Annotated in this window: 13 protein-coding genes and 2 pseudogenes; 10 read left to right on the top strand and 5 right to left on the bottom strand. The window is 63.5% G+C overall.

Annotation, left to right across the window (positions count from 1 at the left end):
• Window positions 1–49: 49 nt before the first annotated feature.
• Complete coding sequence (locus BDK88_RS09955) at window positions 50–1,159, bottom strand: iron transporter (protein WP_130500284.1); 1,110 nt, start codon at window positions 1,157–1,159, stop codon at window positions 50–52.
• Between the two features lie 205 nt (window positions 1,160–1,364).
• On the opposite strand from BDK88_RS09955, the gene BDK88_RS09950 reads away from it, so the two are divergent.
• The 6 genes and pseudogenes from BDK88_RS09950 (at window position 1,365) to BDK88_RS09925 (ending at window position 8,376) form a co-directional block, all read left to right on the top strand.
• Window positions 1,365–2,078 carry an SCO family protein gene (locus BDK88_RS09950; RefSeq protein ID WP_130500283.1) on the top strand — a complete coding sequence of 238 codons (714 nt, stop codon included), beginning with the start codon at window positions 1,365–1,367 and terminating at the stop codon, window positions 2,076–2,078.
• A pseudogene (locus BDK88_RS09945) lies at window positions 2,079–2,656 on the top strand (TlpA family protein disulfide reductase).
• Between the two features lie 2 nt (window positions 2,657–2,658).
• Window positions 2,659–3,345 (top strand): annotated as a pseudogene (locus BDK88_RS09940) (cytochrome C biogenesis protein).
• Window positions 3,346–3,511: 166 nt separating this feature from the next.
• Window positions 3,512–3,934, top strand: a complete 423-nt coding sequence (locus tag BDK88_RS09935; RefSeq protein ID WP_130500282.1) for a universal stress protein — start codon at window positions 3,512–3,514, stop codon at window positions 3,932–3,934.
• Window positions 3,935–4,133: 199 nt separating this feature from the next.
• Window positions 4,134–7,343, top strand: a complete 3,210-nt coding sequence (locus tag BDK88_RS09930; RefSeq protein WP_130500281.1) for a bacterio-opsin activator domain-containing protein — start codon at window positions 4,134–4,136, stop codon at window positions 7,341–7,343.
• Between the two features lie 304 nt (window positions 7,344–7,647).
• On the top strand, window positions 7,648–8,376 hold the full coding sequence (locus BDK88_RS09925) for a helix-turn-helix domain-containing protein (RefSeq protein WP_394342672.1): 729 nt from the start codon (window positions 7,648–7,650) through the stop codon (window positions 8,374–8,376).
• 86 nt (window positions 8,377–8,462) lie between these two features.
• On the opposite strand, the gene BDK88_RS09920 is transcribed toward BDK88_RS09925, so the two are convergent.
• Window positions 8,463–8,645: a DUF5786 family protein gene (locus BDK88_RS09920; RefSeq protein ID WP_008011878.1), complete on the bottom strand. Its 183-nt coding sequence runs from the start codon at window positions 8,643–8,645 to the stop codon at window positions 8,463–8,465.
• Window positions 8,646–9,260: 615 nt separating this feature from the next.
• Between BDK88_RS09920 and glmS the strand changes: the two genes are divergently transcribed.
• A complete protein-coding gene (gene glmS / locus BDK88_RS09915) occupies window positions 9,261–11,072 on the top strand; it encodes a glutamine--fructose-6-phosphate transaminase (isomerizing) (RefSeq protein ID WP_130500279.1) in 1,812 nt (603 codons plus the stop codon).
• A 369-nt stretch (window positions 11,073–11,441) separates the two neighbouring features.
• Window positions 11,442–11,648, top strand: coding sequence for a DUF7563 family protein (locus BDK88_RS09910; protein ID WP_006431419.1), 207 nt, complete (start codon window positions 11,442–11,444; stop codon window positions 11,646–11,648).
• Window positions 11,649–11,735: 87 nt separating this feature from the next.
• Here the strand turns inward: BDK88_RS09910 and glmM are convergent, their stop codons facing one another.
• Window positions 11,736–13,061, bottom strand: a complete 1,326-nt coding sequence (gene glmM, locus BDK88_RS09905) for a phosphoglucosamine mutase (RefSeq protein ID WP_130500278.1) — start codon at window positions 13,059–13,061, stop codon at window positions 11,736–11,738.
• Window positions 13,062–13,348: 287 nt separating this feature from the next.
• Here glmM and BDK88_RS09900 point away from each other — a divergent pair, with 287 nt between their 5' ends.
• Window positions 13,349–13,633, top strand: a complete 285-nt coding sequence (locus tag BDK88_RS09900) for a MarR family transcriptional regulator (RefSeq protein WP_130500277.1) — start codon at window positions 13,349–13,351, stop codon at window positions 13,631–13,633.
• Window positions 13,634–13,781: 148 nt separating this feature from the next.
• Here the strand turns inward: BDK88_RS09900 and BDK88_RS09895 are convergent, their stop codons facing one another.
• Window positions 13,782–14,792 carry a lipid II:glycine glycyltransferase FemX gene (locus BDK88_RS09895; RefSeq protein ID WP_130500276.1) on the bottom strand — a complete coding sequence of 337 codons (1,011 nt, stop codon included), beginning with the start codon at window positions 14,790–14,792 and terminating at the stop codon, window positions 13,782–13,784.
• Window positions 14,789–16,417, bottom strand: a complete 1,629-nt coding sequence (locus tag BDK88_RS09890) for an alkaline phosphatase family protein (RefSeq protein ID WP_130500275.1) — start codon at window positions 16,415–16,417, stop codon at window positions 14,789–14,791. The genes BDK88_RS09895 and BDK88_RS09890 overlap by 4 nt, the downstream gene beginning before the upstream one ends.
• 234 nt (window positions 16,418–16,651) lie before the next feature.
• Here BDK88_RS09890 and BDK88_RS09885 point away from each other — a divergent pair, with 234 nt between their 5' ends.
• Entirely contained in the window at window positions 16,652–17,767 is a 1,116-nt protein-coding gene (locus BDK88_RS09885) for a DegT/DnrJ/EryC1/StrS family aminotransferase (RefSeq protein ID WP_130500274.1), read from the top strand.
• Window positions 17,768–17,785 lie beyond the last annotated feature (18 nt).

The raw sequence follows: 17,785 nt of genomic DNA, 5'->3' as shown, positions 1-17,785 counted from the left end.
AACCGTACGATTGGCTTTATCAGCGGATGAGGCTTGACCCCGAGGCGAGTCACACGGTATAGGTCACGTCGTCGAAGTCGAAAAACGCTGTCTCGTATCCATCGTGTCGTGACACCTGCGGCGATGAGCCGACGGTGACTGTGACGCGATCACCTGATGCGATCTCATCGACTGTGACGCCGTAGTGGTGGCCAATCTCGTGATCGAGCGCCTCCGTGAGCGTGAGCGGCTCGTCGTAGATGGGTGTCCCATCTCGTTCGACGGTCGCAGACAGGGAGGTAAACGGCAGGATAATCCGGTTGTACGGCGTTCTGGGACTGACTGCCAGATACGAGCCACCGTCCGCGAGCCGGTCGGCATCGGAGACGAGCGCGGCGAACGTCGCGTCGCCGCTGCGCTGGGCGTCGAGTGACTCCCCAGGCAGTTCCTCGAGCGGCGTGGCCTGTCCCATCGGCGTGTGCCCGCCGTCACCGCCGCCGTGTTCCATCTTCATGAGCGATAACGCCTCGCGGTTCCCCCGCTGTGATTCGGGGATCGTCTCAAACGAGAGGTCGTGAATGTCCGACCGGACGTACTCGAAGTCGATCTCGAGCGAGCCGAGCGAGCCCAGTCGCTCCGCGAACGCGCCGGTTCGCTCGAGAGTGACCGGACCGACTTGAATCCGGGCGGTATACTGCCCCTCGCCCGGCAGCTGGATGTTGTCCCCGTAGTGAAAGCCCATCCGCTGGGAAATCATCGGCCACAGCGATGAGGAGCCGATATCGACGAGTTCCCCGTCCTGACGGATTTCGATGCGTGCGTCCACCGGAAGGACGGTGTGTGTCTCACGATCCCAGACGGTGACCATGAGATGAAGGCTGTCGTCGGCGGTGATCTCGATGAGCTCTTTCTCCTCGTCGGTTGCTTCGACGGTCCAGAACCGGTGGGGGAAGGTATACGAGAGCATCGCGGCGTAGTCGCCGTCGGTTGCCATCCCATACATTCCCATCGCGTCGCGTGAAGAAGGGAGATAGACGGCATCGGGCCGGTTTTCGACGAGCGGTGGGTTCGCAAAGGCTGATTCTTCTTCGAACCCGAGTTGCTCGAGACAGCCGGCGAGGCCGACAGTCCCGACGGCTCCAGCTGCGGCTGTACCACGAAGGAAAGCCCGGCGGTTCATTAGCCCGTGGTTGGGAACCCCCGACAAAACGCCTGTTGGTTCACTGGTCGAACGTGATACCCGAGGTGTCGCTTCCGGTATGTGTTTCTCCGTTCTGGTCAGTTTCCGTGTCTTTTGAAGCCAATGTCAGTAAGCGACTGCTACGTGACGCCCCTTCGTGAGGAGAACCAGTGGACCTTTCATCCACCGCTTCTAGAACTCGAATATGGACCGGCGGACATATCTTGGAACAGTCGGAATTGCAGGACTTACGAGTGTTGCCGGCTGTCTCGATGGAACGATCGGCGGAGGGGAAACCGGAAACGGATCTTCGGATTCTGGGGCCCCTAACACCATCCTTGAGCCGCCGGAGATGGATTTAAGCGAGTCCTCACATCCGAGCTACGGTGATGAGTTGCCATCGCTCAGCCTGCCTGATCCCCTGATCGGCGAGACGATTTCGACCGACCAGTTCGAGGGTGAGCGGGCCGTGTTGATGACGTTCGTCTATACGAACTGCCCGGATGGTATGTGCCCAGCGCTCACGTTGCGGCTGCGGCGCACCCAGGAAGTCGCCGCTGAAAACGGCTTCAGCGACGACGTGGCGCTCCTCGAGATGACGTTCGATCCGGAACGAGACACCGAATCGAAACTGCGGACGTTCGCCGACGAGCAGGGTGTCGACGCCGAGGCTGACAACTGGCATTTCCTCAGACCCGAGACGTACGACAGAGCCAAGACGATCATGACCGAGGACATCGGGCTGCCGTTCAAGAAGACGGATGCCCCGGAGTACGACCATCTCGAGTACATGTTCCCCCACTACAATCTGATCCTGCTTGCCAACAAACGCGGCATCGTTGAGCGTGCATATCCGAACGGCGCTTCCATCGACCCGTCGAAGGTCATCGACGACGTCGAAACGGTGGTGACGGAGTAAATGCGCAGACGGGACGTCCTCGCCGGTCTCGGGAGCGTGGGCGTCGTCGCTGGTGCTGGCGTGATGGCAGTCCGTGGGCCGCCATCGCTGGACGGCAACACCGGAACTGGCGAGTCACAGCCCGGCGATTCGAACGAAACCGACTCGACAAACACGGAGCCGCTCACGATCGAGACGATCGATGCGCCGGGCAGCGAAGCCGATGCGTTCCGCGTTCCGGCAGCTGATCGGGCGACGTTCCTCGACTTCTTCGGAACGTGGTGTCCGCCGTGTGTCGAGCAGATGCCGGCACTCGCCGAGGCGAACGAGCGGATCGGCGACGAGGTGCTGTTATGTCGGTCACGAGTGAATCGATACCGAACGAGGAACTGGCTGACTGGTGGGAGAAACACGACGGTAGTTGGTTGCTTGGGCTTGACCCGACTGCCGAACTGACGGCCAGATATCTCGCGGGCGGCTATCCGTCCGCCGTCGCGATCGACGCGTCGGGAACCGTCCAGTGGTCGGATTCGGGCATCAAAACCGCCGACGAACTCGTCGCTGGCATCGAACAAGCACTCGCGGCTGGAGGGCAGTAAGGATGGTCGACGCCGCACTGACCACGTCGATCGTGTTCGGACTCTCGACCGGCATCGCGACGTTTTTCTCGCCGTGTGCGTACCCGCTGTTGCCGGGCTACGTCGGCTTTTACGTGAGCCAGACCGACGGCGAGCAGGCGTCGCTCGGCGGTGCGTTGAGCCGCGGGCTGTTCGCCGGGCTGGGCGTCCTGGTCACGTTCACGACCCTGCTCGGGGCGACGTTCTGGGTCGGCCAGTCGACGCTGTCGTCGATCAAGTGGTTCGAAGCCGTCTGCCGGCCTCGTGTTGCTCGTCCTCGGTGCCTTGATCGTCGCCGGCCGCGCGCCGTCGTTTTCGGTTACCCTCCCGAAAGCGTCCGCTCGAGCGTGTTCGGCTTTTCGATCTTCGGCGTCGGCTACGCGCTCGCGTCGGCGGGCTGTGTCGCGCCGCTGTTCATCAGCGTTGTCACCCGTGCGCTCTCGCTGTCGATGGCCGATGCGGTGGTCCTCCTTGGGACCTACGTCGGCAGCGTCGTCGTGTTGATGGTCTCGTTGACCGTCGCGACGGGGATGGGACTCGTCGCTGGTGCTGGTCGGCTGACGGCCTACTCCGGGCTACTAAAACGGATCGCGGGCGTGGTGATGATCGTCGCCGGGATCGGGCAGTTGTACCTCGCGGTCGTTCGGTTCAATATCTTCGGGCTGTTCTGAGCGACGGTTGAGAGTTCGATTCCCACAGCGATCGCGTGTGGCCGCCCTCGCCGGGCAACGCGCTGTTGATTGCGATCGATTCACAGCGGTTTGGCGGTGACGTGACGGTCGTCGGCAGGCAACGGCAGGTCCGGGATGTATCCCACCGTCGCTCGAACGGACGATCATGTATCAGGAGTTGCTCCTTGCGACGGACGGCAGCGATGCCGCTCGTCAGGCAACCGAGCACGGAATCGACCTCGCCGACCAGCTCGATGCGACCCTCCACGTGCTGTCGGTTTCCGAAGCGGGGCCGCAGGCGGAGAACAAACAAGATCGGCTTCGCACCGATCCGGATGACGAAGCTGCTACAGCTGCCGACGAGGCCGAAGAAGCGGCGACTCGAGCAGGCATCGACGCGACCACGGACATTCGTCATGGCGTCCCACAGGAACAGATCGTCGACTACGCGGAGACGAATTCGGTCGATATGGTGATCGTCGGAACAGCTGGTCGGTCCGGGCTCGAGCACCTGCTCTCGGGCAGCGTCGCCGAAGAAATCGTCCGAAACGCTCCAGTTCCGGTTCTCACGGTTCGAGACCAGTCGTAGCGATCGGCAATACGGATGTACCACCACCTAATCCGTCGCTACGTCCGGGTACGACGCTGATACTTAACCCGCGTGGAAGCGACGCAGCCACCATCGTGGCCGGTCTGTCCGCTCGCTGTACCGTTTGCCTCCCGTGTCCGAGAGCAGTGCCGACGGCGAACGTTGGCATCACGTCTGTCTTGGTCGGGGTGGTCGGCGCGTGAGCGAACGGACCGCGACCGTCGTCGGCGACACACCCTGTGTGCTTGTCGTCGGCGATGACGCCGCTGCCGACGATGCGAGGGACGTGCTCGCTGCACGATTTGCGGGCGCATCGATCCTCCGAGAGCGGACGCTCGAGGGGGCTCACAAGCGACTCGCCGATCGTGACGTCCACTGTCTGGTCTGTCCGTTCGACGCGGCTGCCGTCGATCGATTGGAGGGAGAATCGACGCTCGAGCGCCTCGCCGCCGAAGCCGACGAGCGGCCGATCGTGGCTATCACTGACGAGGGGGATGCCGACGACGCGCTCGCAGCCGGTGCGAGTGACGTCGTGGCCCGCGACGAGTCGCCGCCGGTGCTGACCGCGCGGGTTCGAACTGCCGCCGAGCGAGAGCAGTATCGGCTGGCTGCCGCGGCCTCGGACCGACGCCAGCGGTCGATCCTCGAGCACGCCGCTGCCGTCGTCTGGGTGCTTGATGCTGACGGCGAGATCGAATACGCGACGCCGGCAGTCGAGTCAGAACTGGGATATACGCCCGCCGAACTCGAGCGGACGCCGATCGGTCGGCTCGTCCATCCCGACGACCGCGAGGCGATCCACGAGACGCTTGCAGCCGTCACCGACGCGCCGGTCGGGGCGACCGAACGCGTTACCCTTCGGCTGGGCGATGCCGACGGCACGTGGCGCGTCTCGGAGGTGATATGTACGAACCGGCTTGCGGATCCGACCGTCGAAGGTGTCGTCGTGACCCGAACCGGGGTCGGCGCGGCAGCCGACGTGGCCGCCCCTGCTGCCCTGCGTGCCGGCGTCGACCGGCTCGAAGACGCGTTTTTCGTCCTCGGCCCGCAAGACGAACTGCAGTATGCCAACGACGCGGCGACGACACTGTTTCGTCCCGAGGCCCGCCAGATCGATCCCGCCGACGTGAGTGGAACCGTCGTCTGGGACCTCCTTCCGGACGAGATCAGCGAAGCGCTGTTCGATCGGGTGCGTACCGCAGAATCGACGGATGCGGTCGAAACGGTCAGCGTGACCGCGCCGTCGCTCGAGGGCCGCCTCGCCGTGCGCGTCCACCCCAGCGACGACGGCGTCTCGGTCTACGCGACCGACCAGTCCGTCGACGCCGCGGCCGCGCCGGACTTGGAGCGACTCGAGTTGCTCGAGGCTGTCATCGACGCGCTCGACGATGGAATCGCCGTTCTCGAGGGGTCGACCATTCGGCTGGCGAACCCAGCGCTCCGAGAGCTCGCTGACGCGGACGCGCTTGTCGGCCACGAACTCGAGACGGTGTTCGATGCGGACCTCGTGTCGGCGATTCGAACGCGAGCCCGATCGCCGGTCGTCAGATGGATGGAGCCGGTCTCGGGCACGCTCACGACTGACGAGGCACCGCCGGTCGACGTCTTCGTCGTGCCGCTGTCGATGCCCGATCGAACGCTCTGTGTCGTCCGTGACAGACGCGAGTCTCGCGCAGCCACCCTGTCGACGGTCCACGACACCGTCGCGGCCATCCGCCGTGCAGAGACGCCATCGGCCGTTCGTGATGCCGCCACGGATGCCATCCGTGAGCATGCAGGTGCTGACGTGGCCGTCTGGTATCGCCTCGCCGACGACCGACTGCAGCCGGCAGCGATCGCGGCGGCCGAACACGTCGGTGGCGATCGCCACTCGATCGAACCACCTCCGATCGATATCGACGACACCCCGCTGGCAGCCACTGTCGCGGACGAAGCGGCGACCGTGTCGCCGACCGTCTACGAGCGCGCGGAGCTCGATGCCGTGCTCGCTCAAACCGGACTCCGCGCCGAGCGGGGTCTGTCCGTCCCGATCTCGACGCGAGCCGTCGTCCTCGCGACCAGCACCGACCCGATGACGTTCGACGGACTCGAGTCGGATCCGATTGAGACGGTGTCGGACGCCGCTGCGGTCGCCCTCGAGTCCCTCGAGCGTGCCGATAGCCTCCGGACGTGCCAACACGATCGCTCGCGCCTCGAGACCACTGCTACACAGACCGAACGGGTGTGGGACGCAGGCGGGGCGATACTGACGGCCGAGACGCGTGATGCGGTCGAACAGCGCCTCTGCGAGGCAGTCGCCGCCTTGTCGTCTCCTGAATCACCAGACGGTATCACACTCGCGTGGATCGGCCAGGCGGACCACGGACGCGAGACGGTCGTGCCGACGACCTGGGCCGGACGAGACGGCGAGTTCCTCGAGTCCGCAACGGTTCCGATGGGAGCGGACGCCGACACGCTGACGGGGACGGCAGCGGCGACCGGGGAACTCGTCGTCGATGACCTCTCGAGCGACCGAGAGACACACGACGGCGGCCGATCGTGGCGACGACAGCTCCTCGAGCGAGGGATTCAGTCTGTGCTCAGCGTTTCGCTGACGGCTGATGGGGTCCGCTATGGGACGCTCACCGCCTACGCGTCGGAGCCGTCGGCGTTCGACGAGCACGTCCAACGTGCGTGCCAGCACCTCGCTGCGATCGCTGGCGCTGCGATCGGGTCGATCGAGACGAAACGCGCACTGCTCGCCGACCGAATCACCGAACTCGAGGTCGTGCTGCGAGACGATACCGAGCCGCTCTCGACGATCGCCAGCCAGCTCGAGCAGCGACTGACGGTGCGAGCGATCGTGCCACGGACGTCCGGCGGGTCGACGGCCTTCTGTACCGTTGAGGGCGGCGTCGACGATACCGTGTGCGATGCGGTCGAATCGCTGCCGGCGGTCGATTCGATCTCGATTGTCGAGCGGGGCGACGACGGCGTCCTCGAAATCGGTGTCACAGCGCCCACCGTCGCGGAGACGATCGCAGACCACGGTGGCGTTCTCCGGTCGTTGACGCCGGTCGACGATCGGACCCGGCTCGTGATGGAACTCGGCGAACCGGTCGACGTTCGATCGTTCGTCCGGCACCTCGAGCGACGTCATCCGGGAACGGAACTCGTCGCTCGCCGCCAGCGCGATCGCCCGCTTCGCCCGCCCCGTCCGTTCGACGAGTTACACGACCACTTGTCCGACCGCCAGCGGCGGACGCTCGAGGCAGCGTACTATGGTGGCTTCTTCGAGTGGCCCCGCGAACACACCGGTGAAGAGGTCGCTGAATCGCTCGGCATCTCACAGCCGACGTTCAGTCGCCATCTTCGGTTAGCCCAGGGGAAACTGTTCGCGCTGTTGTTCGACGAACCGACGAGAGACTAAGTCCAACTGTGCCTGCACACCGCCAATCGTCGGTCCAGCTTCGATCGCGAGCAAGTCGACAATCGGCGGCGACGGGCAGTATACGGCACTTACTTCGACCTGAACAGTGGGTAATACCGTGTTTCTTCACGTTTTGTGACTGGTCACGGTACCGATCGATGAATTAGTATTGAGCGTTGAACCGGTGCTGATTCCGTATATAGCGCCCACGATCATGTCCTCAGCATCTAATGAGCTATTCAATGAGCGCGTTCGAGGTAAGCGATAGTTACAGCGGCCGTCTCCCCGGATGGCGGATGCACTCGTGAGCATCGATTTCGCCGATCCGACCGAGAGTCTCGAAAAGCTCTCCGATGCGACCGACGATCGATCCCCGATCCAGTCGCAGGCCGACGGCGGGATCGTCGCGCAACTCCGACTCGATCACCCGGACCTGTTTTTGCGGCCGACGCTCCGGGACGCGCCGGACGTGACCGTCGAACCCGACTACTGGACGACCGTCGAGCAGGAGCGAACGCTCGTGTTCGTCACCGTCTACGGAACCGCGTTCGACCAGTTCGAAACCGGCCTCGAGGCGGATCCGACGGTCACCGATCCCGTGCTCGTCGATCGGTATCCCGACAGACGCGTCTATCGGGTTGCACTTACCGACCGTGCGGTGACGTTTACCGCCACCACTGCTGCCGTCGGCGGCCGACTGCTCGAGATTTCGAGTTGCCGGAACGGCTGGCAGGTCCAGCTTCGGTTCGCCGATCGGGAGCAACTCGTCGCGTTCAACGACTACTGTCGTGACCGAGAGATCTCCGTGACTGTCGATCATCTTCGCGTTTCCGATGACGGTGACGACGGCGTCGTCGCCCTGACGGCGAAACAACAGGAACTGCTCACAGTCGCGCACGAAGAGGGCTATTTCGACGTGCCGCGTGGAATCTCCCAGGACGAACTCGCGGACCGACTCGACGTCTCGAAGTCGGCCATCTCACAGCGGCTGCGACGAGCGATCGGCGAACTCTGCGCGTCGTCACTTTCCTGATCGGTGACGCCGCTCGTCTCGATTGCTTCGACGGCGAGTGTCCAGCTTCAAAAACGCAAGTCAACGACGGCTGTGGGGTGACGTGATTACTCGTCGGCGTCGTCGTCTTTCATCGAGCCGAGCTGCGAGACCAGTTCGTCCGTCGAGACGTCGGACTCGAAGGACATTTCGCCGTGATGATCGTTTTCGTGGACGTTGACGGCCTCTACGTCTTCATCGTTGGTGGTCTGCTCTTGCTGTTCGGACTCGTCGTAGCTTCCAAAACCCATACTCGTACGTTCCGAGCCAGTACAAAAGATGTGACGGTTCGATCCGTCTCCCCGTCCACACTGGCGTCCCAAAGCGGATCGATCGAGCCAACCGACTCATCGAATGGCGTTCCGGCGATTGCTCGAGTCTCCTCCGTACCCAGTCGTTCGATGCCGACCGTTCATCGGCCCTACTAACGTTGGGCGATCGCTATGAGGGTTTGTCTCCCCGTACTCGAGCGCTGATTGCCTGTTCGTTTCCCATACTTTTGAGGGGGATTCGACAGCACGTCCGTTTCGGGTGTAAGAAGGGCTCTTTCCCGACAGTTCGCCGTCGGTGTCGATTCCACTCTCGTGGTGTCCTGTGACTGACAATCACTACGGATGACAACACGTGGCAGCGTACCCTCTGGCTACGCCGTTCAGTAGCCCGTCTATAGTAATGGCTTCCGGAGGCCTGAATTCTGCTCATGGTTGCATACCGTTCGTCGTCTCGACAACGTATTTCGACGGGATCGTCTGCCACGAGACGGTCACCGTCGTCTGCACAGCGGAGACTGGCTGGTGTCCCGTCCGCGAACCCCGTGATCGTCTCCGGGCCAGCCGTCCAGCGGCCCACCAGGCGGTGAGCTACCGATGTGTGGAATTATCGGCCGCGTCGGAGACGGAAACGCCATCGAGCCACTGCTGACGGGACTGGAGAACCTCGAGTATCGGGGCTACGATTCGGCCGGTATCGCCGTCCAGAACGGCTCGGGCATCGATATCGAGAAACGCTCAGGGAAGGTCGAAGAACTGAAAGAATCGATCGGCGAACCGCTGCGGGGCGAAGTCGGCATCGGCCACACTCGCTGGAGCACGCACGGGCCACCGACCGATGCCAACGCGCACCCTCATACTGACGAGAGCGCGGACGTCGCCGTCGTTCACAACGGGATCATCGAGAACTACGTCGAACTCAAGGAGCGACTGGCCGCGAACGGCTACGAGTTTACGAGCGATACCGATACCGAAGTCATCCCGCATCTGATCCAGTACTACCTCGATGCGGGCTTCGATAGCGAGCGAGCGTTCCGCCAGGCGATCAGCGAACTCGAGGGCAGTTACGCCGTCACCGCCATGGTGTCTGGCGAGCACGTCCTCTATGCGGCCCGGCAGGGCTCGCCGCTCGTCGTCGGTATCGAAGACGGCGAGTACTTCCTCGCCAGCGACGTGCCCGCCTTCCTCGAGTACACCGACAGCGTAGTCTACCTCGAGGACGGTGACGTCGTCATCGTCGACGAAGACGGCGTCGAGTTCACCGACCTCGAGGGGAACCCGGTCACGCGCACGCCCGAGACGGTCGAGTGGGACCCCGAACAGGCCGGGAAGGGTGAGTACGATCACTTCATGCTCAAGGAGATCCACGAGCAGCCGACGTCGCTGGCCCAAGCGCTCGAGGGTCGCATCGATCCTCGAAGCGGTCGAATCGCACTCTCGGAGTTCGAGCCGGGGACGTTCGATGACGTCGAAAGCGTTCAATTCGTCGCCTGTGGGACCTCCTATCACGCTGCGCTGTACGGCTCGCTCGGGCTCAACCAGGCCGGTGTCCGATCGACTGCGCTACTGGCCAACGAGTACAGCGTCGTTGCACCGCCGGTCGACGACGACACCCTCGTGATCGCGGTGACGCAAAGCGGCGAGACTGCCGACACCCTAAACGCGCTCAGACAGGCCAACGCTGAGGGTGCGCGCACGCTGACGGTGACGAACGTCGTCGGCTCGACGGCCGCCCGTGAGGCTAACGACGCGCTCTTCATCCGCGCCGGGCCGGAGATCGGCGTCGCCGCGACGAAGACGTTCTCCTCACAGGCCGTCATGCTCACCCTGCTGTGTCAACGCATCGCTGCTGACCGCCAGGGTGAGCCGCCAGCCGACCTCGAGTCGCTGTTGCCGGCCGTCGAGTCGATGCCGAGTGCGCTCGACGAGGTGCTTGCAACCTCCGAGGCTGCGTCGATCGCCAGGCAGTACGACGACAGCCAGTCGTATTTCTTCATTGGACGCGGGCTCGGGTTCCCCGTGGCACTCGAGGGCGCACTGAAGTTCAAGGAGATCACCTACGAGCACGCCGAGGGCTTTGCCTCCGGTGAGTTGAAACACGGACCGCTAGCACTGGTCACGCCAGACACGCCGGTGTTCGCAGTCTTTACCGGCCAAGAAGACGAGAAAACCCTGAAAAACGCCGAGGAAGCCCAGACTCGTGGCGCACCCGTCGTCGCGGTCTGTCCCGACGGGCACCCTGCCGTCGCGGTGGCCGACGAGCACCTCTCGATTCCCGACACGGACTCCAAGTTGGCGGGGCTGCTGGCGAACGTCCAGCTCCAGCTCGTCTCCTATCACGCCGCCGACCTCCTCGGTCGCCCGATCGACAAGCCGCGAAATCTCGCCAAGAGCGTTACCGTCGAGTAAGTCGATCACACTCACTGATTCCGATAAAAATTCGCTGATGGATAAAGGGGGCACCTGATTACTCCAGGCAACGGCGCGGACAGCTATGCACGGCTATCCCACAATAGTCACAGACCAAGTTGGCCGCACGTACTGGGGTGGTCGTCTCGGCTCGAAGGCCCCAAGATGTGGACACGACTACATGAATTTCGGCCTGAAATACGATGTTTCGACAGGGTAATATTGTATTTCTCGGGAGAGCAGCGCTGATACGTACGATATCCAGAGTGTTTCGATCGAGTGCTAATCGCTGCCAACGAAGCGATCGAGCGGCGGTCGTATCGATTATGCGGTCTATAGTAAATACCCTGCTGTGGGTATAGACTGTTGATGTCGACGGACCCATCCGCGAAGTGGACGCCAATGACGTCCGGCCAGCAAACGACTGCCCCCCGATGTGTCAACTGTGGCAACCAAGTGACTCGACAGTTCGCTCGCGTCTTCGGCGACAACCGTGACGTCGTCCACGCCTGTCCCGACTGCGCGACGTACCGTGAGATGAAGACCTCGGATTTCATTCCGAAAGAAGCCCGATAGTGTCTGTCAGTCTCGTCTCGAGTATGCTGTCTCTCTGCTAGTGTTCGCCGATAACACGCTCTCCGTTTGCCGCACCGAATCTGTCAGTCAGGCCCTCCTCGTGACAGTTTCGGTCACCAGCGCCTGTGCGTCCTCGAACAACGTGTCGGCGTCGGTAGCCGACCGCGCCTCCGCCGTGACGCGAATCAACGGCTGTGTGCCGCTCGCACGAAGCAGGAACCACCCGTCTTCGGTCTCGACCCGGACGCCGTCGAGCGTATCGATCTCGTCGTATTGGTCACGCACCGCCTCGCTGACGTCGGCCATCACCGCCGCCTTTTCTGTCACTTCGATCGACGTGCGTCGGATCGGATAGCCCTCGATCTCGGCGACGAGGTCGGACAGCGGCCCGCGGTCGGCGACGAGTTCCACCAGCTTACACGCCGCGAGCGGGCCGTCGGGACACCGCGTTTCGTCGGGCCAGATCCACGCTCCACTCGGCTCGCCGCCGAAGACGACATCCGGCTCCGTCGTCCGTTCGGCGACGTAGACGTCGCCCACCTGCGTCCGCGTCATCGACGCGCCGACGGCCTCGAGCGCGTCGTCGACCGCGAGGCTCGTGTCGACGGGTGCTGCGACGCGGTCGCCGTCGCCGGCTGCCTCGCGGGCGAACAGGGCCAGCAAGGCGTCTTTCGGGACGAAGGTGCCCGTCTCGTCGACAGCGACCATTCGATCGGCGTCGCCGTCGTGGCCGATCCCAACGTCGGCGTCCGTTTCCGCGACCAGCGTCGACAGCGTTTCGAGGGTCTCCGCGTTCGGCTCGCTCGGGCGGCCGGGGAAGGCACCGTCTTCTTGGCCGTTAAGCGTCCGGACCTGACAGCCCAGTTCGTCAAGTACCGTCGCAGTGACGCCGCCGGCACCGGTGCCGAGATCGACGACGACGCTGAGTGGCTGTTCTATATCGACTGCCGCTCTGAGTGCGTCGGCGTGGTAGTCCTGTACGCCGTCGTGGCTCGTTCGATCGCCGACGCCGTCCCAGGCAGCCAGCTCGTAGTCGTCCTCGCGAATCCGTCGTTCGATCGCCTCGCGCTGGTCGGGACCGAACGCCTTCCCCGAGGGATTCCAGAGTTTGATCCCGTTGTCCGTCGCCGGGTTGTGCGAGGCCGTCACCACGACCCCCGCGTCGGCCTCGAGACGCTCGATCGACCGCGCGACCGTCGGTGTCGCCTCGACGCCGACCGTGATGACGTCCGCCCCACACTCACACAGTCCCGCGCTGATCGCGTCGATCAGCATTGCGCCGCTGTCTCGCACGTCACGACCGACGACGACCCGGTCGTAGCCCTCCGAGGCGACCGCACGACCGACGGAAAGCGCCAGCCCCGCCGTCACCTCGTCGCCGACTCGTCCGCGAATGCCACTGGTTCCGAACATATCGGTCCTAAGTCGGGCGACCGCCTTACTATGTGCGGATTACTGGTGTCTGTCGGCTCGATCGGCTCCATGCCAGTGCTGTGGGACCGCTTCGGGACGGACTCGAGACGGCGGCGAGTGCTGGAACGGTCGCATACACGCCCGTTAGCTGCTGCCTGTCTCGTTGAACTGTCGGTGCCGTATATGTAACACACGCAGATAGACGTGACTGAACATGACATACGAACGGCTCGTGTCCCGCCAGTCGAACCAGTCGACGGACGTGGCGACCGCAGTGATCGATACCCATGAGCGCAACTGAATCGGATTCCGACGAGGCCGTCGATACCGACGACCCACACGGCGAATGTGACCGGGAGACGATCGACGCCGACCTTCCGCCGAGCGCGAAACTGGTCTACAAGGTCCTCGAGTACGAGGCCCCACTGACACAGGAGGAACTCGCCGCCGAATCGCGGCTCTGTCCTCGAACCGTCCGGTACGCACTGGGGAGACTCGAGGAGCAGGGTGTCGTGACAAGTCGCGCCTGTCTCGCGGACGCCCGACAGTCGAAGTATCGGATCGACGACTGACCCTGCCGGACGAAACGGTTCAGACGGTCTGTAGTCCCGATGTCTCGGTCGGACCGCAGTGCGGGTCGCGGCCGGCCGGCGCTGACTGACAGGCGTCCGTATAAATTGTCGGTCAACACTCGACGAACGAACGGCTGCAGTGCGTGCGCTACCGGTGTTTCTGATACTGATCGACCAGCAGATCGATCCCGAACGCGCCCGACGTGATCTCGTAGTGGGTCTCGAGCCGCGGGTTGAACTTCGCCTTGTACCGGTTGATGCTCGGGACGCCAGCGCCGACGAGGTCGTACTCCTCGATTCCAGCGTGGAGGCCATCGCGCATGACGTGCCAGTCGAGTAAGTCGTTGATCGCGATGTCGACATCGGCGTCCGGTTTGACCCCGCCTTGCCATCGATATCGCGTCCGATTCGATTCGACGACGAGAATGCCACCGAGGAACTCGCCGTCGACGCGACAGACGTAGGGTCTGATCGCACCGTCGGGGAGCTGTTCGTGGACCGCTCTCGCGAAGTCGACGCTCAACCGGAACGGCTGGCCTTGGCTCTCGTAGCGCTGGCGGACCTTCTCGACGATGCGTTCGACGTCGTCGGTGTCACCCTCTTCGATGGTGTAGCTGTCTTCGTCGGCGTTGCGGATGTTGCTTCGCGCGTCGCTGCTGAACCGATTGAGCAGTTCCGCTTCGGAGCCATCGAGGTCAACGACGTACGTGTGACTTGGCTTGACGTCGTAGTCGTTCCAGACGAACGGACGGACGTCCTCGAGCGTGCCGGTGACGAACTTGCTATACAGCGGCGAGAGTTCGGTGTCAATCCACTCGAGACAGCCCTCGATGAACCGTTTGATTCGGCGGTCGGCCTTGCGCTGTTTGAGCTTGTCGACGTTCAACAGGGCCGGGCCGAGATACGTCGTCCACGAGTGGGGGGCCGGGGAGAACGCGCCGGTTACCGGCCCCTTGGTATATTCGAAGACGGGAAAGATCCCGACTGCTTCCTGACCTTTGAATCCTGCGAGCAGGTGCACCATCGTGTCGGTATCGACGGCCTGCAATCGGAGCGCTTCCGCCCGAAAGAACGGATTCGAGCCGTCAGAGCGTTCGACGTACCGATTCCACTCCTCGGCATCGGCGTGTGGGTTGAGGGTACGGATCTCGACGCTCATAGGTAGCCCAGATCTGAGAGTCGGTCTTCGACGGCCCCGTCGTCGGTTGCCGTGATCGGCTCGGGATCGTACGCTGGATACGATCGTTCGGTGCTGCCCTCGATGATCGGCAGTGGATCACCGTCCATTGCGGCATCTATCGGGATGTCAAACAGTGAGCAGATCGTCGGCGCGATATCGAAAATCGTCGCCTCGGTGAGCGCAGCGGACTCGTCAAACGCCGACCCGGCGGCCGCGACGACGCCGGTTCGCTTGTGGTTCCACGACTCCATCGGCTCGCCGAACTGGCCGTTTCCAAGCGACGCGGCGATCGCGTTGTCGAAGTCCGCCGGGACGGTCAGGATGTCGGGTGCCTCCTCGACGTGGGGTCCCTCGAAGTAGGTTTCTCGCGGCTCGACGGCGTCGAACATCGGCTCGCCGTCGGGCGTCCGAACCGCCGACAGTTCGTCGATGAGTCTCTCGCGGACCTGCTTGTAGTCCTCGGCTGGCACCTGACCGTTTGGCTCGCGGCCCTCGAGATTGATCCGGACGCCGAGTTCGCTCTTCGAACGGACGTATGCCTGCGAGTTCGGGAAGTCGACCTGTTCGCTCGCCGCCCGGATCATATCGTTTGGCACTCGCTTGCCGATCGGTTCTTTGAGTCCGACGACCTCGAGCGTGTTCGCGACCCGCTGGGTCGTAATCCCGACGTTTGCGGCCAGATTCATCGCTCGCTCGAGCGCGCTTGGGCCACCGTCGCTGGCGTCCGAGCCCTCGAGCAGATCGTTCTCCCAAGACTTCGACCAGTCGGGCATCCCTTCGCCCCCACTCTGGGCGCTGACATAGCCTTCCGACCGGAGGTACTCGTTGACGCGGAACTCGTCGCCGGTCACCTTTCCCATGCCGTGGTCGCTGACGAGCAGGACGTTCTCGGGGTCCGTTCGCTTGATCGTCTCCTCGAGCTCGCGGTCGACTGCCCGATACACTGCTTCGATCGCCTTTTTGTCCCCCGGGCGCTCGTGAAACACCGAATCAGTCTGCTGGAACTGGAGGAAGCCAAACTCCGGCGCGATTCGCCGACAGAGGTACCGAAAGGCCTTCCCCCGGAGTTCGACCGTCCGCTCGTAGCCCTCGATCGACTGATCCGGTTCCGGGCTGTTCTGTGGATAGATCCAGTAGTCGCCACCACACGCCAACTTGACGTCCTCGAGGATCTCTTCGGGGTGACAGTCCGGATCCTCGGGCGCGGTCAGCCCCGGGATCAGCGCCCCATCGAACGCCCGGGCGGGATGGGTCACGGGCATGTTGACGACGACGCTCGTAAAGCCGTGCTCGCTCAACAGCTCCCAGACCGGCCGTTCTCGAACGTGGGTTGCGTTGACGACGTCCCAGTCGTAGCCGTCGAACGAAAGAAAATCGTAGACGCCGTGTTTGCCCGGATTCTTGCCCGTGTAGAGCGACGGCCAGGCGCTTGCAGTCCAGGGCGGAATCTGCGACTCGAGGGGTCCAGCAGTGCCCAACTCGAACAGCCGCTGGATGGTCGGCACCTCGCCCGATTCGAACAGGGGCTCGAGTATCGGCCGACACCCGGCGTCGAGCCCCACGACGAGCAGACGAAGGGATTCTTCGTCCGTCGAACTTGCCATAGAGACGGTATGTTGTCGGTTAGGCTTTGTTATGCGACCGCTTGATGACTGTAACATCGTACTGGGTGGCTGTACGGTCGGAATAGCGCTCGCACCGGTGTCGTCCGTTATGGCTGTAAGGGTCGATTGTCGTCCGCGTCACGCGAGTATCGCCCGCAACACTAAGTTGTCAGATGATACCAGTATTACGTCGCTAGTCACCGCGACTGGTGTTCGTCACCACCGATTCGAGATATGATCAGTGCCACCCCCTCCGTGTTCGACGCATCACTCTCACGGTCGGGGGGTGCGGGAATCGACGCGTTCGTCGACCGGCACGACCCCGACGTCGACTACACCTACTACGGTGCCGGCAAGGTCGCGCTCCGGGACGGCCTCGATGGCCTCGTCGAACCCGGCGAGAACGTTCTCGTCCCCGCCTACCTCTCGCCAGCCGTTGTCGAACCGTTCCGCGACCTCGGCCTCGAGCCTCGGTTCTACGCCATCGAAGAGACGCTCGCGCCTGATTTCGCCGATCTCGAGAGCCGGATCGACGACGACACGGTCGCCGTCATGTCGGTCAACTATTTCGGCTTTCCCCAGCCCGGCCTCGAGCGGCTTGCGTCGCTGACCAACGAATACGACTGTTATCACATCGACGATAACGCTCACGGCCCGATCAGCGTCGCGGACGGGACGCTGCTCGGGACGCACGGTGATCTCGGGTTCACGACGTTGCGGAAGCTACTGCCAGTTCCCGACGGCGCGATCCTCTACCGTGTCGCCGACGAGGTCAAAGCGGCGTTCTCCCCGTCGCCGCTGGCCGGCAGCGCAGAGCGGATCGCGGCCACCGACTGTCGGTTCGTCACGACCTCAGCCGCCGAAACCGCCCTCGGCCCGCTCTACCAGTCGATCGAATCGATGCTCGACGACGGGGCCGACGATCCGTCATCCGTCGATCCGGGTGCCCGATACGAGGCCACAAAAGCTCCGATGTCGAAGCTTACAGCGATGGTCACCGACGCCGCCGATCCGGACGCGATCCGGGCCGCCCGGCGAGAGAACTACCGGACGTGGCAACAGGTGTTAGCCGACCGCGAGGACATTACGATCTTCTACGAGCGGCTGCCGGAAGGGATCAGCCCGTACGAGTTTCCCGTCCGGGCGCGCGATCCGGACGCGTTTCTGGCGGCGCTCCACGATTGTGGCGTCGTGGGTGCACACACCTGGCCGATACTCCGCGAGTCCGTATTCGAGGCCGACGGCTACGACACGGCGACACGTCTCTCACAGGAGGTCGTCACGCTACCGGTCCACCAGGGCATCGAGCCGGCAGCGATCGAGGCGGCCGGCGATCGACTGCAGCGGTGAGCCAGGAAATCTTGCGGC

Source organism: Natrinema hispanicum (assembly GCF_004217335.1).
Classification (GTDB): domain Archaea; phylum Halobacteriota; class Halobacteria; order Halobacteriales; family Natrialbaceae; genus Natrinema; species Natrinema hispanicum.
Note: the sequence above shows the minus strand (reverse complement) of the source record. Positions and strands in the feature narration are given on the sequence as shown.

Excerpts from the sequence above, each read along its gene's own strand:
- BDK88_RS09955 (WP_130500284.1), bottom strand. The coding sequence starts at position 1,159 with ATGAACCGCCGGGCTTTCCTTCGTGGTACAGCCGCAGCTGGAGCCGTC.
- BDK88_RS09950 (WP_130500283.1), top strand. The coding sequence starts at position 1,365 with ATGGACCGGCGGACATATCTTGGAACAGTCGGAATTGCAGGACTTACG.
- BDK88_RS09935 (WP_130500282.1), top strand. The coding sequence starts at position 3,512 with ATGTATCAGGAGTTGCTCCTTGCGACGGACGGCAGCGATGCCGCTCGT.
- BDK88_RS09920 (WP_008011878.1), bottom strand. The coding sequence starts at position 8,645 with ATGGGTTTTGGAAGCTACGACGAGTCCGAACAGCAAGAGCAGACCACC.
- glmS (WP_130500279.1), top strand. The coding sequence starts at position 9,261 with ATGTGTGGAATTATCGGCCGCGTCGGAGACGGAAACGCCATCGAGCCA.
- BDK88_RS09910 (WP_006431419.1), top strand. The coding sequence starts at position 11,442 with ATGTCGACGGACCCATCCGCGAAGTGGACGCCAATGACGTCCGGCCAG.
- glmM (WP_130500278.1), bottom strand. The coding sequence starts at position 13,061 with ATGTTCGGAACCAGTGGCATTCGCGGACGAGTCGGCGACGAGGTGACG.
- BDK88_RS09900 (WP_130500277.1), top strand. The coding sequence starts at position 13,349 with ATGAGCGCAACTGAATCGGATTCCGACGAGGCCGTCGATACCGACGAC.
- BDK88_RS09895 (WP_130500276.1), bottom strand. The coding sequence starts at position 14,792 with ATGAGCGTCGAGATCCGTACCCTCAACCCACACGCCGATGCCGAGGAG.
- BDK88_RS09890 (WP_130500275.1), bottom strand. The coding sequence starts at position 16,417 with ATGGCAAGTTCGACGGACGAAGAATCCCTTCGTCTGCTCGTCGTGGGG.
- BDK88_RS09885 (WP_130500274.1), top strand. The coding sequence starts at position 16,652 with ATGATCAGTGCCACCCCCTCCGTGTTCGACGCATCACTCTCACGGTCG.